The 16,315-nt window shown below is 36.5% G+C and carries 10 protein-coding genes; 4 read left to right on the forward strand and 6 right to left on the reverse strand.

Annotated elements, in window-relative coordinates; all coding sequences use genetic code 11:
• Window positions 1–37: 37 nt before the first annotated feature.
• Window positions 38–3,466, reverse strand: coding sequence for a pullulanase (locus PQ479_RS13665; RefSeq protein ID WP_273717036.1), 3,429 nt, complete (start codon window positions 3,464–3,466; stop codon window positions 38–40).
• 648 nt (window positions 3,467–4,114) lie between these two features.
• Here PQ479_RS13665 and PQ479_RS13670 point away from each other — a divergent pair.
• Window positions 4,115–4,399, forward strand: coding sequence for a hypothetical protein (locus PQ479_RS13670; protein WP_047989703.1), 285 nt, complete (start codon window positions 4,115–4,117; stop codon window positions 4,397–4,399).
• A gap of 522 nt (window positions 4,400–4,921) precedes the next feature.
• Here the strand turns inward: PQ479_RS13670 and ribD are convergent.
• The 3 genes from ribD to PQ479_RS13685 form a co-directional block, all read right to left on the reverse strand.
• Window positions 4,922–6,022 carry a bifunctional diaminohydroxyphosphoribosylaminopyrimidine deaminase/5-amino-6-(5-phosphoribosylamino)uracil reductase RibD gene (ribD, locus tag PQ479_RS13675; RefSeq protein WP_047989704.1) on the reverse strand — a complete coding sequence of 367 codons (1,101 nt, stop codon included), beginning with the start codon at window positions 6,020–6,022 and terminating at the stop codon, window positions 4,922–4,924.
• Window positions 6,019–6,771: a GTP cyclohydrolase II gene (locus PQ479_RS13680; RefSeq protein WP_047989705.1), complete on the reverse strand. Its 753-nt coding sequence runs from the start codon at window positions 6,769–6,771 to the stop codon at window positions 6,019–6,021. Before PQ479_RS13680 ends, ribD begins: the two co-directional genes overlap by 4 nt.
• Before the next feature lie 241 nt (window positions 6,772–7,012).
• Window positions 7,013–7,621: a TetR/AcrR family transcriptional regulator gene (locus PQ479_RS13685; protein ID WP_053070455.1), complete on the reverse strand. Its 609-nt coding sequence runs from the start codon at window positions 7,619–7,621 to the stop codon at window positions 7,013–7,015.
• A gap of 153 nt (window positions 7,622–7,774) precedes the next feature.
• On the opposite strand from PQ479_RS13685, the gene PQ479_RS13690 reads away from it, so the two are divergent.
• Together PQ479_RS13690 and PQ479_RS13695 are read left to right on the forward strand one after the other, a co-directional pair.
• Complete coding sequence (locus tag PQ479_RS13690) at window positions 7,775–8,557, forward strand: SDR family oxidoreductase (protein WP_047989706.1); 783 nt, start codon at window positions 7,775–7,777, stop codon at window positions 8,555–8,557.
• A gap of 984 nt (window positions 8,558–9,541) precedes the next feature.
• Window positions 9,542–11,224, forward strand: a complete 1,683-nt coding sequence (locus PQ479_RS13695; protein ID WP_420535551.1) for a formate--tetrahydrofolate ligase — start codon at window positions 9,542–9,544, stop codon at window positions 11,222–11,224.
• A gap of 390 nt (window positions 11,225–11,614) precedes the next feature.
• Here PQ479_RS13695 and PQ479_RS13700 read toward each other — a convergent pair whose 3' ends face one another.
• Complete coding sequence (locus tag PQ479_RS13700; RefSeq protein WP_273717038.1) at window positions 11,615–12,001, reverse strand: hypothetical protein; 387 nt, start codon at window positions 11,999–12,001, stop codon at window positions 11,615–11,617.
• Between the two features lie 352 nt (window positions 12,002–12,353).
• On the opposite strand from PQ479_RS13700, the gene PQ479_RS13705 reads away from it, so the two are divergent.
• On the forward strand, window positions 12,354–13,325 hold the full coding sequence (locus tag PQ479_RS13705; protein ID WP_047989708.1) for a phosphotransferase: 972 nt from the start codon (window positions 12,354–12,356) through the stop codon (window positions 13,323–13,325).
• Window positions 13,326–14,919: 1,594 nt separating this feature from the next.
• Here PQ479_RS13705 and PQ479_RS13710 read toward each other — a convergent pair.
• The gene (locus PQ479_RS13710; RefSeq protein ID WP_047989709.1) at window positions 14,920–15,966 is read right to left on the reverse strand and encodes a saccharopine dehydrogenase NADP-binding domain-containing protein; all 1,047 of its coding nucleotides are present in this window, start codon (window positions 15,964–15,966) and stop codon (window positions 14,920–14,922) included.
• Between the last annotated feature and the right edge of the window lie 349 nt (window positions 15,967–16,315).

Below are 16,315 nucleotides of genomic sequence, written 5' to 3' on the forward strand. Positions count from 1 at the left end.
CACATCCATGTGTGAGGGCTACATCTATTATTTTCTTTTACGCTACTTGCCGTTTTCTTTTCCACCAATAAATCGCGGTTGCCATTAATACAAGTGCGATACCTAAGGCAATGAATTGATAGTTAGATGTCGCCGTATTTGGCAAGTTATCACCTTTTTGCTCCTCTTTTTTCTCTTCGTTTCCTTTTGGTGTTTCTCCATTTTGATCATCGGTTCCAGGCGGGTCTAGTGGATCTTTTGGATCTTTTGGATCTTTTGGATCTTTTGGCTCTTTTGGATCTTTTGGCTCTTTTGGCTCTTTCGGTTCTTTCGGTTCTTCTTTAGGAGGTGTTGGTTTTTCTGGTGCTTCAATACCACCTACTTGTACAATCGCTGCAGTTAATGGATCCAGCTTTATTTGCTCAGCACTCAACTCCACCCCTTGTGGCTCGGCAATCGCTGTCACACCAGCTGTTTTTCCATCAACGACAAATTCACCCACGGTTAAGTCCTCTTCTAATGTTAATGTTCTTTCTTCATCATCCGCATTCACAAATACATAAAATGCTTCACCTGTTGTCGCCTCAATGCGATAAGCCACAACTAAATCTGTTTCTTCAATTTCTGGAATGTTTAATTGTGTTACTTTTTCGTCTACAAGATCTTTTGTTCCTAATCGGAAAGCATCGCTAGAACGTCTTAACTCAATTAAACCTGTTGTATACTCTCTCGTTAAATTTTGAATCGGATAAGCATCAGCATTCGTTGCTCTTTCCCAATCAAAACGATTGATGATATCTGTAGAATCATACGAGTCATGAATAAAGTATGGATAACGGAAAGGCTCACCATTTTCATCAGTCATATAGGTAGATTTATACGGTGGCTCTGATGTTTCCGCTCTAAATTGCTTCGTGCGTCCATACTCTTGACCTGCATGTAAGAAAGCAATACCTTGAGAAGTCAACGTCATCAAGTTTCCTAGACGAATGCGTTGGTGGATTTCCTCTTGATGGTCATCTGGATCTTTTTGAATCGCCATCGCAATGACATCATGTAAAGTTAAATTATCATGTGCTTCAATATACGGCACAACATCACCTGGATCATCAGCGATAAAGTTATGTGGTTGAGCTTTAATATTGTCAAAAATCAGGTCAATATTTCTAGCACCACCCGTTAAGAAACGCGGCTCACCTTCATGGCCAAAACCAGACTTTAACTCATTACGGAACTCATCAGAAAATACACCGACACTTTCTGTATACTGCATCCAATGCTGATCAGCAGCTTGTACATTCGGGTCATCTTCATCACCAGCGTACGTAATCCACCCCTCACCAATCATCACAATATTCGGATTGATTTCTTTAGCTTTATCATAGGCAATTTGAATAGACTCTGCATCATGATCGCCCATCATATCAAAACGGAATCCATCAATCTTAAACTCTTCTACCCAATAGGTAATGGAATCAACGAGAATTCGACGTGACATCTCGTGTGTTGTACCGAGACGTCCACCACCAAAGCTTGTTCTTGGCGTACCATCAGCATCCATAAAATGATAATAATTTGGAACTAAATCTTCAAAGATACCAACTCTTGCTGTGTGATTATACACAACATCCAAAACAACACCCATTCCACGACTGTGAATTTCATCAATTAATTTCTTGAACTCTTTAATGCGTAATTCAGGGTCTGTTGGATCTTCTGAATACATGCCCGTTAGAGCGAAATAACTTTGCGGGTCATATCCCCAGTTATAATTTGTATTCGTTGAAGAAAAGTCGAGCATTCTTTCATCATTCTTAAACTCGTTCGCAAAGAAATAACTCATAACTGGTAAAAGCTGAATATGTGTCACACCCAAGTCTTCAATATAATCAAGCTTATCTACAAAGCTTGCAAATGTACCAAATTGAGCGGTTAACTCATCGGCAATATGAGGGTCCGAAGTGAAATCTCTCACATGAACTTCATAAATAATTGTATCTTCTTTTTTCTCAAAGCCTTCAATATGAGCAAATTCTAACTCAGGTCCAATTGAGCTCGGATCGACAATCGCTGCTTTCGCATATGGACCTTGTTCATCACTATTCCAAGCCGATAAAGATTTAGCATATGGATCTAAAGCAATTTTTTTATCTCCATCATGATCAATTTCATAATGATAGTAGTAGCCTCTCAGACTATCTAGACCCGTGTTTTCTTTAGTCAATTGCACTTCCCAAACTCCACGATCACCTAACTTCATTTCAACCTCTGTTACGATATCATCTGGGTTATCTTTATCGTACAAAATCACCTGAACATGCTCTGCTTTTGGTGACCACAGCTTAATCGTAGCTGTTCCATCTTGGTGTAACTGTGCCCCTAACTCTCCATCATAGGCATACATCTCATCAATCAGCCTCCAGCCAATCTTAGCAGGAACACTCACTTCGCCAAGACTTACCGTATATGGAGATTGATCGAGGTTAAAATCTCCCTTCACTTCTACCGTACGATTATCTGTTTTAATTTCTACTTCATTAACATCTACCGTGTGCTCTTCGATATCTCGAATGCCCACTTGTTCAAGCAGAGCTTCCTCTGTTAACTCATCCGTTCTAGAAAAATATAAGACGATTTTCTCATCGGATAACTGCTCAGCAGAAAGTAATTCTGTTGCAATCGCACCATACGGGTTTGAATACACGGCCCCATCACCTTCAACTATAAATATTTGATTAAATTGATTTAATTGCGTAAATGAGCGATCAGCTTCTTGCTCGTTAGTCTCTTTATTCACAACAACCAGCCCAATTTCTTCTGCTCCTTCATTTAAAGGAATATCGATATATGCTCCATACTTCCCTATTTGCTCTTCAGAGAAACCTGTAGCCCCTGATGGAAAGTCACCTTGAGTCTCAGATGGGCTTTGAACATCTCCCCAAAACCACAAGCTCCAATTCTCATAATCACCATCAGCTTTTTTATAATGAACCCTTACTGTATCTTCCGGTAAATCAACAGGCTCAATGAATGAGATCTCATCAGACCCTTCTGAAATCCACACTTCATTAATATTGGGGGAAAAAAGCTCTAATCGTTTATCTCCACCGTTATGACCTGCATCATCTTTCCCACCTGTCACAATATCAAGAATTAGGAATCCTACGTTTCTAGCACCTGATTCTAACGGAACATCTACATATGCACCATAATCCGTTACTTGTTCTTCAGTAAAAGGAATTCCCCCACTTGGCCAATTGTCTGTAGGAGATTCCACATCATCCCATGTCCATACACCTAAATTTGAATAATCTCCACTACTGTTTTGATAGTGAATTCTTAACGTATTCTCTGGAATTTCTGATTCTTCGATTGAACTTTTTGTTTCTGCTTCAACCAACTGAGTCGTTCCCATCATTCCAAAGCTTGAAAAAGTAAGGATAAAAACCATGCTAAGAACTAAAAATTTCTTCAGCTTTCCCTTCAACTTACTCACACCCTTTTTATGTAAATAATTTATTACTATGAATCTAGTCATTCCTCTTTATAAAAACGAAAAATTAGAGAACGCTTTCATAATGTGAGTGAATGATAGAATAGCAACCGTGAAACGCTTTCATTTGTGTGAAAGATTGCAGAGTTTTATGAATATACATGACTTGCTTCTATTCCCTCATGTAAACCTTCTTCAAATGAAACTTGTACAAAAATGGAAAATCATGGTGTTGTTGCATGACTTAGTGCAATCGTTTTCATAATTTTAGTATAATTTGATCACTATGCCTAGTCAAGATCATCTACTAAAAGAGATTTAAATAGGTCATCTGTCTTATGTACAACATACCTATGATAGCTTGAAACCTAAAAATATGGTTCATCTCTTGATAGCCGTACAGTCAATTTGTTTTATTAAAAATGTGGATAGCAAATGATTAACTAATACCCTTGCGGCGAAAATATTTAGAGGCTCCCCTACGAATTAATAGAATAATCATTTATTTCCCTCTATTTCCAACTCGTTTTCATTTATACTGTGGTTAAGGTGGGATTTTCATGTGTAAATTACTTGTTTTTAAAGGGGCTAAGCGTTCATAAAGGTAAGTACTAGACAAGCTTTGGAGTCCAAACACAGTACTTGGATGTCAGAAGCTTAATACAAAACAGGACGGTGTTTTCAATCGAAAAAATAGCCATGACCAATTTTGTAATTAAAAATAGTGCAAATGTTTTCACAGAGCGTGAAATGAACCTACTCGAGGTCTTAGCCTTAAGTAATGCTGCATTTGTAAATGCCCAAATCACACAAAAAGGAATGGGCCTAAATCCTCAAGAGAAAAAAGCGGGACAATTATTTCATTATCAATTTGCTTTTCAAGAATCACTTGACATACCAACCTATGAACAATTTGAAGAAATCTAACTAAAAGACTTACTAACCTGCTAAAAATGGCGCAGTGTACAGAGTTAAAAGTCCAGTTCCAAACGAATGCCTATTTAACGAAATAACATTAAAGCTGTGGTGAATGTACCACAGCTTTTATATGTCCTCAATTAAAAAGAGTCGATTGGCTGCCCGGTAATATTGCAGCGAGTTTGCTTGCCTAGATGACTTTCATCTTTGTTGGTGGTGGAGTGGTTTTCGCCCCGACATGGGCGTTTTGTATGTTTAGCGTTGAGCGGGTTTTCGCTCTCTTTTTATGCATGAAACCAAGTGATTCTGCGTTTGCTCGAGTTTCCTAAACCTTCCCCGACTTCCAAACCACGCGCTTCCGTATTCTCACTCTCTTCTCACGCTAACGCCCTCAAGCATTGATTTTATAATTCTTATGTAAATTTAGAGTTCCATACCGGGTTATAATCCAATTGTTCAAGAATGAGGCTGGTTGCTTTCATCCAACAAATAAAGGACTGAAACGTTAAGTTGTTTCAGTCCTTCGTTTATTTATGAATTTGTCTTTATAATCGGGTAACCGATAAATTTAAAGTCTTTTCCAATCGGTGTCATCGATGTATTAAACATCTCTATGGCATAGGCCATCTTTTCTACACCATTACCTTCTAAGAATGTAGGAGCTAGCTGTCCTCCTACGAGCTTTGGTGCAAAATATAGAACAACCTTATCAACAAGACCTGCTTCAAGGAACGAGGCATGAATCGTTCCCCCACCTTCTAACAATAAAGATGAAATGTGTTCTCCACCTAAATATTTCAATACCTCAACTGGATTAACTCGCTTTTCAGTAGAGGTCGCAATAATTTTTACACCTCTAGCCTCTAATATGGCTGCTTTTTCTTTATCATAATGTTGACTTGTAAATACCCAAGTTGGAGCTAAGCCATCATTTGCTACTTTAGCCTCCAATGGTATTTTAAGCGACGAATCTACGATAACTCTTAAGGGGTGACGACCATTAGGAACTCTTGTTGTTAATTCCGGATCATCCTCTAAAACCGTTCCAATCCCTACTAAAATCGCTTGATTAACATGCCTTAAGTGATGAACATCAGTTCTAGCATCTTCGGACGTTATCCATTTACTATCTCGCGTTCGGGTAGCAATTTTTCCATCGAGTGTGGAACCTGCTTTCATTGTTACAAAAGGGCGCTGCTTCGTGATAAAAGTGTTAAATACCTCATTCATTTCTACTGCTTCTTGCTCTTTAACCCCTACTTCCACCTCGATACCTGCCGCTTGTAAAATCTTAACGCCATTTCCTGCTACAAGAGGGTTAGGGTCAAGAGTAGCAATGACTACTTTTTTAATACCTGCACTGACGATTGCCTCTGCACAAGGTCCTGTTCTTCCATGATGTGAGCAAGGTTCTAATGTCACATAAATAGTCGCACCTTTGGCTTGCGCTCCTGCCATTCTTAATGCATGAATTTCCGCATGCGGCTCTCCCGTCTTTAAATGTGTACCTATGCCAACAATACTACCATCATTTACAATCACTGAACCAACTAAAGGGTTCGGAGCAGTTTGACCGTTTGTTGCTTTGGCATTTTGAATAGCCATATTCATATAAAAATTGTGGCTACTCATGAAAACAAAATCCTTTCTTCATCTAAATGCCCTGACCTCTTCCTTTTTGTTTCTAAATAAAATTCATTATACGTGGAGACATCCCCCCAAAGAGGTTCGCGCCCAGACACAGGTAAACCATATTGTTGTAATGCTGATAGTTTTTTGGGGTTATTCGTAATTAATGTAACTGATTTGGTACGTAAAGCTTTTAATACTTGGATCGCTTCAGCATAATTTCTAACATCATCTTCAAAACCAAGTGCCTCATTGGCTTCTACCGTATCATAGCCGTTTTCTTGAAGTACGTAAGCTAGTGCTTTACTAAATAAACCAATCCCTCTGCCTTCATGATTAGCTAAATAAAATAAAGCTCCCTGACCTTTTTCCACAATCATCTTCATTGAAGTCTTCAGTTGGTAACCACAATCACATCGTTTGCTTCCGAAAATATCACCCGTGTGACAAATAGAATGCATACGTATAAATGCATCCTCTGCATCTTTAAAGTCTCCATAGACGAGGACACTCGATTGTTGGTGCTCAGCAAGGTTTAGATTTTTTAGATTGGCTAGTAATTCTTCAAAGTCATCGCTACCATTTTGAACTCGAAACCAACTATACCAGCTGAATTCAACGGTCTGTCCATCTAGTTGCACTGGAAGCTTAATTGGGCCTACCACATATAAATCAAAATCAGTTGATTTTATTAACTGGATTTTGTCTTTTAGTACATTTAATGCCTTGGATCCTTCTTTTACATCTGTCATCTTTATTCCCCTTATCTTTCTGTATCTAATTTTAATTTCTATTATCTGTTTTTGTTAGTCTATTGTATCATATACATGTTTGTGCGGTTGTTTACAAGCTCATACTACACTATATGAATGTATGTTTGTGATGGTAGCTAGAGCTAACCTTCCATGTCCTAAGTTTATTCCACCCGAGTAACTAATAAAAGTAGGCACAATAAGGTGGTAAGGTATGGTAAAGGATACTAAAGTGATATACTTATTCACGGCTTTTTATCATAAATTGTTTAGCGAATGATTCAAGAATATGGATGAGCTGAATGGACATTTCTTCAGGACTAACGTGATAGTCTTTGTTAATCCAATCTAGAATTAAGCCCGCTGTACCGTGAGCCATATATAATTTATGAGCATCATAATTAATATCTCGACGTTGATTCACGGCGATTAAATAAAAATCTTCTTTTAAAACTTCGTAAATGGCCTGTGGTAAATCTCGATGTAAGCCAGGTATCGTATCGTCGATTCTATATAAATTAAAGAAGTTCTGATTCTGATGAATAAAATGAATTAACTCAAATGAATGAGGTCCCATTGATATCGTTTCAACACTCTTTTCCCTTTCATATTTATTCACACTTTTTTCTTTAATATAACGAAACATTTCTGCTTGTAGATCTTCTGTTAAACAATATTTATCCTGATAATGCAAATAAAAAGTGGTTCTATTATATTCAGCCTTTCTAATAATATCGGTGACCGATACATGACTGAAACCTTTTTCGTGAATTAACTCAATGAATGCCTGTTTGAAGTATGATTTTGTTCGCTCCCCTTGTTTCGTCGAACGACTTTGCTCCGAGTTCATGTATGATTTCTCCTTTAAATCAACATATTAAGTAAAAGTGTAGTTAAAATAGACAGTTTAAAAGGGTTTACTGATTGTTGACCATTCTGTGTCCGTTTACACTATAGAAGTTGTAAAAATCTTATCATAACATCTCTGGAAGGGGTAGTTTTCATGAATCGTTTTAAAGAAAAAGTCGTTATCATTACAGGTGGAGGCTCTGGTTTGGGTCGTGCTGCTGCACAACAAATTGCTTCCGAAGGGGCTAAGTTAGTGCTTGTCGACCTGAGTCTGAAAGGTCTTGAGGAAAGTAAACAAGAAATTACGAGTACGATTCCTGATGCAACGATCGAGCTTGTTGAAGCAAATGTAGCCAACGAAGAGGATGTAAAGAAGTATGTCCAATTTACAATAGACAAATTCGGTCAAATCGATGGATTTTTCAATAATGCGGGGATTGAAGGAAAACAAAACTTAACCGAGGATTATGGCATCGAGGAATTTCAACGTGTTGTCGATGTTAATTTAAATGGTGTTTTTTATGGAATGAAGCATGTGCTAAAGGTTATGAAAGAGCAAGGATTTGGCTCTATTGTTAATACAGCATCTGTCGGTGGAATTCGTGGTGTTGGTAATCAATCGGGTTATGCAGCGAGCAAACACGGTGTTGTTGGCTTAACGAAAAACTCTGGTATTGAATACGGACAGTTTGGTGTGAGTATTAAAGCAATCGCTCCTGGAGCTATTATGACAGCGATGGTTGAAGGTTCATTACGCCAAATGGGAGGCGATAATTGGGAGGAAGCTGGTAAAGAGTTTGTTAAAGCGAATCCGATGCTCCGCTTTGGTAAACCGGAGGAAGTAGGATACTTAGTGGCATTCCTTTTATCTAACCAAGCAGACTTTATTAATGCGACAGTGATTCCAATTGATGGTGGACAATCTTATAAATATTAATGTTGAGACAGCACTTGGTGATTCCAAGTGCTGTTTTTGTATGAAAGTTAGTGCGAACATGGAGCATTGCTCGTCGCTACCGAAAATGATGCTTCGCGTCCTGCGGGGTAGTGCTGAACTAACTGGCACAGCCAGTGGATTTTAGCCCGCCACTACGTCCCGCGGGAGTCTCCGCATATTTTCGTCCGCTAGCTTAATCTAAATTCTCAAGTTCAAAAGCAGCCTCACAGCATTCATTAAAATAAACCAGAACAAAAATCAAGTGAATGGAGACCCAACAAGCCAAGGACTATCCGCCACTTTCATGATTGTTAGTGATGAGTTGCTTCATTAAGTCATTATGGAAGTTTTGTAAAGTGTACTTAGGGGCGATAGGTTGTGTCTTGAAGGTACTTTATTCCCTTCACATCTTTTCGTGTGACTTTACTCACTCATTTCCCTTGAGTAACTGACTCGTTCGGCTCTTTTCGTGACTTTACTTACTCACTTCCCTCGAGTAACTGACACGTTCTTACCTTTTCCTTACTTTACTCACTCACTTCCCCCGAGTAACTGACACGTTCTTACCTTTTCCTTACTTTACTCACTCACTTCCCTCGAGTAACTGACTCGTTCGGCTCTTTTCGTTACTTTACTCAGCCTCTTACCTTGAGTAACTGACATGTTCAGCCCTTTTCGTTACTTTACTCAGCCTCTTACCTTGAGTAACTGACTCGTTCGGCTCTTTTCGTTACTTTACTCGCTCACTTCCCTCGAGTAACTGACACGTTCCTACCTTTTCGTTACTTTACTCGCTCTGTTCCTTTCAGTAACTGACATATTATTAGCCCTTTCATGCAGACTCTGCGGTTGCTTTATATTTAGTTCATGATATTTTTAAAAATAATGTTTATTCAGACTCGGGTAAGAACTTGAAACAATGGTACAATAAGAAATGTATGAATGATCATTATTTGGACGTTTCGGGGGGCAGACAGAGTGAATATGAAGCTAGAAGCAAAGTCAGATATTGAAATCGCACAAAATGCACAGATAAAACCAATTACGGAAGTAGCTGTACAGATTGGATTAGAACATGATGATTTAGAGCTTTATGGTAAATATAAAGCAAAGCTCTCATTTGAGGCATTAAAAAAGCTAAAAACAAAAAATAGTGGAAAATTAATTTTGGTAACGGCTATAAATCCGACACCAGCCGGTGAAGGAAAGTCAACGGTTACAGTTGGATTAGGAGATGCTTTTAGTAAACTTGGCAAAAAAACAGTTATTGCACTACGTGAACCTTCATTAGGGCCCACAATGGGAATGAAAGGTGGCGCAACAGGAGGTGGCTATTCACAAGTCTTACCTATGGAAGATATCAACCTTCATTTTACTGGTGATATTCATGCCATCACATCAGCAAATAACGCATTAGCTGCATTAATCGATAACCATATTCAACAAGGAAACGAACGACAAATTGACCAACGTAGAATTGTTTGGAAGCGAGCACTTGATTTAAATGACCGCGCCTTAAGAAAAGTAGTTATTGGATTAGGTGGGTCAACACAAGGAGTACCTCGTGAGGATGGTTTTGATATTACTGTCGCTTCAGAAATTATGGCAGTCCTCTGTTTAGCGACCGATATTCAAAACTTAAAAACACGATTAGGTCAAATGGTCGTTGCTTACGATTTACAAAAGCAACCTGTTACCGTCAGTGACCTTGGTGTGGAAGGTGCATTAACACTACTGTTAAAAGATGCGGTCAAACCTAATCTCGTACAAACAATGGAACATACCCCAGCCATAATTCACGGTGGACCGTTTGCCAATATCGCACATGGTTGTAATAGTGTTATTGCGACTCAGACTGCAACAAAATTAGCTGATTACGTTATTACAGAAGCTGGGTTCGGAGCCGATTTAGGTGCTGAGAAATTTTTAAACATCAAAATGAGAAGTGCCGATCTCAAACCAGAAGCCGTGGTTATCGTCGCAACAATTCGCGCGTTAAAAATGCATGGTGGTGTCGCTAAAACCGATTTGAAAGAGGAAAATATCGAAGCACTTGAAAAAGGTTTTGCCAATCTCCGTAAACATGCTGAAACGATTCAAAGCTTCGGCTTGCCGTTCGTCGTTGCCGTTAATCGATTCACAACAGATACAGAAGCTGAAATGAACCTATTACATACTCTTTGTGAAGAAGCTGGTTATCCTGTCTCACTTACAGAAGTGTGGGAAAAAGGTGGAAATGGCGGTGTTGATTTAGCGAAGCAACTACTTCATACAATTGAAATAAAGGAAGCGAACTTCGCTCCACTCTATCAGCTATCTGATTCATTAGCGGAAAAGATCACAACAATTGCTCAAAAGGTATACGGAGCTACGCATGTTGAATTTTCACCTAAATCACAAAAGCAATTACTTAATTTTGAAAAATTCGGTTGGGGTCACCTGCCTATTTGTATGGCCAAAACGCAATATTCCCTTTCTGATGACCCAGCAAAACTTGGACGGCCACAACCGTTTTCCATTACCATTCGTGAATTAAAGCCATCCATTGGTGCAGGTTTTATCGTTGCTTTAACCGGTAATGTCATGACAATGCCAGGACTTCCTAAAATGCCTGCCGCACTTAATATGGATGTCGATGAAAATGGGCAAGCTTTAGGTCTGTTTTAATTATATTGCAACCAAACCCTAAGTAATTATGACTTTCTTAGGGTTTAGTTATTATATTAAATAGAAATCCATTCCCTAAATTATTAATCTAGTCTCCAACACTTCCTTTTCAATAGTTCGAATAAAAAAGCTAACCACAGTGGCTAGCCAAACTTTTTGGATATAGGTGACAATCATATCGATATATTAACTATTATTTTAGAAGTAGACTGATACCAAATCAAAAATTTCATTAATGATCAAAGTTACTAGGGTTATATAAACCTACTACACCAATTATTATAAAGATTAACAAAATAACGATGACAATTACTATAATTTTAGTTAGTTTTGACACCTAATCTCTCCTTGTAGTTTTATTAATTTGTACCTATCGTTCTCCAAAATATTCTAGTTACGTATCGGATAAACAAGTTCATTCTCCACAAAAATCCTACAACTAATCGAGAAAAATCCACCAATAGAAACTTTTACATTCCTTACTTCATTATTAACATTTATAAATTTCCCTTTTAGGGTTCCTCTAAAAGATAGACCTAGATTTTCATCTTGTAAATTTCCATCAATATATAATTTCTCTCCGTTTATCCATGTATTTATCACTGAAATTTGATGCCCTTCATAATTGACTTCAAATGTTTTCTCCACATTCACACCCCTTTTTGGATTATTAATAAAATTTCGATTTAAGTTTATTTTATCATAGACTTTTAAGCTATCTCCATTGATTTTGTCCTGAACTACCTGAGTCTTTAGCAACATAAAGAAAAACTTCATGCCACTCAACTCATCTATAATATCTGATTATTCCTCATCTTCTATTCTCCAGTTCATATAAGACCACAATGAGGTATATTCATTAAATTACTGCCGCTGATTCAGTGCGATTAATTCTTTCACCTTTACCAGCAAGAACTTAGACTAGTACCTTTCATGAATAACAGTATATAGGTTTATAATTTGCTCTTTCAAATACTTTTTTCGCAAATTTCCATATGATGTTTGTTGATTTTAGTAAGTATCTTTTATAGAATATTTATCATATTAGGAGGTCTTTGTTTGAAAAACTTATGTTTAAGTCTGGTTCAACACTTTTCTCAATAGTAAATAAACGAGGAGAGTGTTGAAAATGATAGAAACTAAAATTATTGATGTACTGAGCGAACAGTATGATTTAAAGATTAACAAATTAACACAACTTAGCAACCATAACGTCGCTGCAACGTATCACTTAAATACGTCCAAGGGAGAATATGTTCTTAAACGTATCCCATCATCTATTGATGCTCCCGAAGAAGAAGGGAAATTGGTCAAGTACCTTCACGAAAACGAAATTTCGGTAGCGAGAATCGTACAATCTAATCATGGCACCTATACTTTCTTAGTCGATGGTAATAATTATCACTTACAAGAATATATCAGGGGCGAAACCTTTGACTTAAATAGTGGAACGCAACGGTTCATGGACTTATCTGCCCAAAATTTAGGAAAAATTCAAGATGTATTATCAAACATCCCTAATTTAAAAAAAGGACTGATTAATCAAGAATTGTTTACTAGTAATCAAATTGATATTGCTCGTCAATCTTATCTGAATACGTTAAGAAAGGCACAGCAATTAAATGATACTATGATTATAGAAGACATAACGAAACGACTAGAATATCTAAAATCAGTTAGTAACTATTCGTTTGATTATTCTAGGCTTACCATTACGAACTCACACGGAGACTACTATACTTCTCAAATAATAAATAAAGACACAAAATTATACACAATTGATTGGACAGATGCCTGTTATTTACCCGCTTGCTGGGAAGTAATCATGTCATTTGCTTATGCAGATCCTATTGCTAAGAGTGGAGAAATTAACGTTAATTCACTTAAACGATATGTAGAGAATTATTCAAAGAACTTTACTCTTAACGAATACGATTTAAATGCGATGACTTATCTTTATTTCTTCCAGTTGGCAGTTAGTAACTTCTATGAACCATATGAACAGCTACCAAAGGAATATTTAGAAATTGCTATGCTGACAACCAAACAGTTAACATGGCTAAATAGAAATGTGGATTCTTTAACTTCAAAATTAGTTTAAGGTAGAAAAGACCCGTAAAATTTTACGGGTCTTTTTGTTTGAGTAACCTGCTTCTTTAATGTCATAAGAAAAAGGCTTACATTTAGTTAAGGAAAGCCTCAATACGTACATCTATCATGTTCACAAACTTGAGTTTATTTTGAAAATGAGTGTTACACACTTCTCATTAATTGGGAACTGGACTTCGGTTAGCCAACATTCTGGCTCTCTTTCATTCAAGATCCCATCAATTACTGCTTCTCGTAGCGGTTCAATTAATTTATAGTTACTACAATGAAGCCATTGATGAAGTTTAGCATGGGTTTTACCAATAGTTTCATATGGTCCCCGGTAGAGTAAGCAAGCGTTATTGATTTTCTTTTCTCACCTTCTAATAATTTTAACTCCTTTTGATAAAAGAAGAGTGTTTATTCTAATATTCTTACTATTCAAAACAAACCCTATATACTAACTATCGTATTTATTCATTCAGGCTATATTTGATACCCAAATCGACCTACCTATTAGAACTTACAGCTTAAAAAATGTATTCAAGATTTATTGGAACCCATATGAGGTCTGAATCATCTGTCAGGAATTCTATTAAATGTATAAATATGATTATTGAAACCTTATCAATACCTTTTCACATCAAAAGTGTACCTTTAGAAGAAATATTTTCACAAAATGAAGGAGAGGAATAACTATATTAGGTAAAGACATTTTCTTAACACTTATATTTGGAGCAACCTATTTTGTTCTTGTATGGATGATGGGTGATTATGTTGAACCAATATTCGTTATTCTTGTTCTATAAGCCATAAACTTTATAGCTAGTAAAGTTATAAGTAAAGCTCAAACTAATAATAATAAATCGTGATTCAATATGAATTTGATGTTAGAAATCATCACCTCACAATACATTTTAAAATTAAGATTAATAAAAGGAACTCTCCATTGGAGGGTTCCTATCTAAATCCTATAAATCTTCTCAAAAATCATGAATTCAGTGTTTAGATATAGAATATCCTATTCATTTAAGGTCCCGAAAGATTTCTCCTTAAAATGTTGTGAACCTCACAGGTTTCAAAAAACCTATTAATAATTAGAGTTTTTCTATTGACCAAACTGTATTTGACTGCATTTAACTTCACTCTACGTAACCCATTCTAGTTAGGGCAATGGAATTGTTCCTTCCTAATAGCAGCAGAACGTCCTAGTAGGCATGATATTTCCGATACTGGGATACTCCTACTAAAACATGAAACCTAAAGCTCCAAAAATTATAATACTTGGCACTCCATTTAATCCTAAATATTCAAAAAAGAAGTGGGATAGAATAGCCAATAAGATAAGAATTGGTGCATTAATAAAATAAAAGATATGATTTGGTTTATTCTTTTTCATATACTTCAATCCTTAATATTCATACGTCATTGGCTTACTTAGGTTTCAATGTTACGCTATAATTAAGCAATCTTGGGGCACAACACGGCTTCTGTTAACACATCATATTAAAAATAAATTTATTACATAAGGGAGGACCACTAACTAAAACATCACTAATTCGAAATATAAAAAGGAACACCATATTTCCCCTTCCTTAGAAACTGCATCATTCTATCTCTTCTAGTTTTATATCTTTATTATTAATAAGACCAAGAACTTCATCAATGTTTGTTATTTCATAAGGTACGACCACACCATCTACCTGTTTTGATAACATAATTTTTAAAAGAGCTGCCGTCACCAGTGATGTCGTTTGATAATCTGAGAAAGTCTGTAGTGAATACCTTTTTATTGTTAATTTATTTTGAATATGCCCTTTAACTTCAACAGTAAGAATAGCTTCCTCTGGATTTTCAGGGTTATGTTTAACGATTTTTTTCATTATATTAGGACTAAGTTTAATTATGAATGGTAATAATCCAGCTTTTTTTAGGATGTATATTAAAGTATTGAACGTGTTATCACTCCAACCAGTCCAATAACTTATTGGATATTTATCGATTAGTAATAATCTTTCGGCGTGTTCAATATTCCTCACTTTTTTTGGTTTCTGATGTCCCAGGAAAGACATTTTTCTTGTCTGGGAGAAGCTAAAAGTTTTTTCTTGATTTCTAATTGGCTCATTGATCAAACGAAGCATGTCTTTTATTCCTGTTATTCCAACATTGGCATTCTTATTTTGTAAGAACCCTATATCTACAGACTCTATCTTGTCAAAATTAGCAACAGCTTTCTGAATGAGTAAACCAGATAGACCTGGCAAGAATCCTGAGAATAATAATACACCCGTCTCTTGCCCTAAGGCATAATCGCCATACTTAATTGTATCTGTATACAAAGCATAGAAAGGAGTAACATCTAATGAGGGAATTTTCCTTTCTATACATAACTCTTGAATCTTAGGTTCAAGTTGCTTTACTAAGATAACAACGAAATCTACTCCTACTAATGCTTGCTCAATACTACCAGCATCCATCACATTCAGGTAGCGCCATTCAGTACCCTTACCTTTATTAGAGGCAAAATCTATACCTCTTTCCTTATTATAGTCAGTAATTGCGAAGGTCACATCTTCTGGAAAAAGACGTCTAATGTCACGGTATACTAGTTGTCCAAGTGTTCCTGTCGCTCCAACAATTAAGATTTTTTTCAATTAATCATCCCCAATTAACATCTCTTACGACTTATAGCCTATAAAGAGTTCTTTATAGTATTTTATACTTCTATAAAAGTGTTACAATCCCTCTCTTTTAACCTGATCCTTTAGCAACATAGCCTATCTTTAATTAATTCATATGCTACTATGAAATCTAAGTATTAACATAATGCCATTGTCACAGTGCCTTTAATCTTTTCACACCTTCATCAGCAAGAACTTAGACTAGTACCCTTTTTAAAAAAATAGCAGTATACAGTTATGATTCTTAAATACGTTATATAGCCCAATTTCTACTACTCTTATTTCTAAACTCTTAATAAGACAACTTAATTTGAGTACTAAT

Source organism: Alkalihalobacillus pseudalcaliphilus (genome assembly GCF_028610675.1).
Lineage (GTDB): Bacteria > Bacillota > Bacilli > Bacillales > Bacillaceae_D > Alkalihalobacillus > Alkalihalobacillus pseudalcaliphilus.

What these genes read in the sequence shown, in the direction of transcription:
- ribD (WP_047989704.1), bottom strand. Translation starts at nt 6,022, where the DNA reads ATGAGTAGCCACAATTTTTATATGAATATGGCTATTCAAAATGCCAAA.
- PQ479_RS13680 (WP_047989705.1), bottom strand. Translation starts at nt 6,771, where the DNA reads ATGACAGATGTAAAAGAAGGATCCAAGGCATTAAATGTACTAAAAGAC.
- PQ479_RS13685 (WP_053070455.1), bottom strand. Translation starts at nt 7,621, where the DNA reads ATGAACTCGGAGCAAAGTCGTTCGACGAAACAAGGGGAGCGAACAAAA.
- PQ479_RS13690 (WP_047989706.1), top strand. Translation starts at nt 7,775, where the DNA reads ATGAATCGTTTTAAAGAAAAAGTCGTTATCATTACAGGTGGAGGCTCT.
- PQ479_RS13695 (WP_420535551.1), top strand. Translation starts at nt 9,542, where the DNA reads ATGAAGCTAGAAGCAAAGTCAGATATTGAAATCGCACAAAATGCACAG.
- PQ479_RS13700 (WP_273717038.1), bottom strand. Translation starts at nt 12,001, where the DNA reads ATGAAGTTTTTCTTTATGTTGCTAAAGACTCAGGTAGTTCAGGACAAA.
- PQ479_RS13705 (WP_047989708.1), top strand. Translation starts at nt 12,354, where the DNA reads ATGATAGAAACTAAAATTATTGATGTACTGAGCGAACAGTATGATTTA.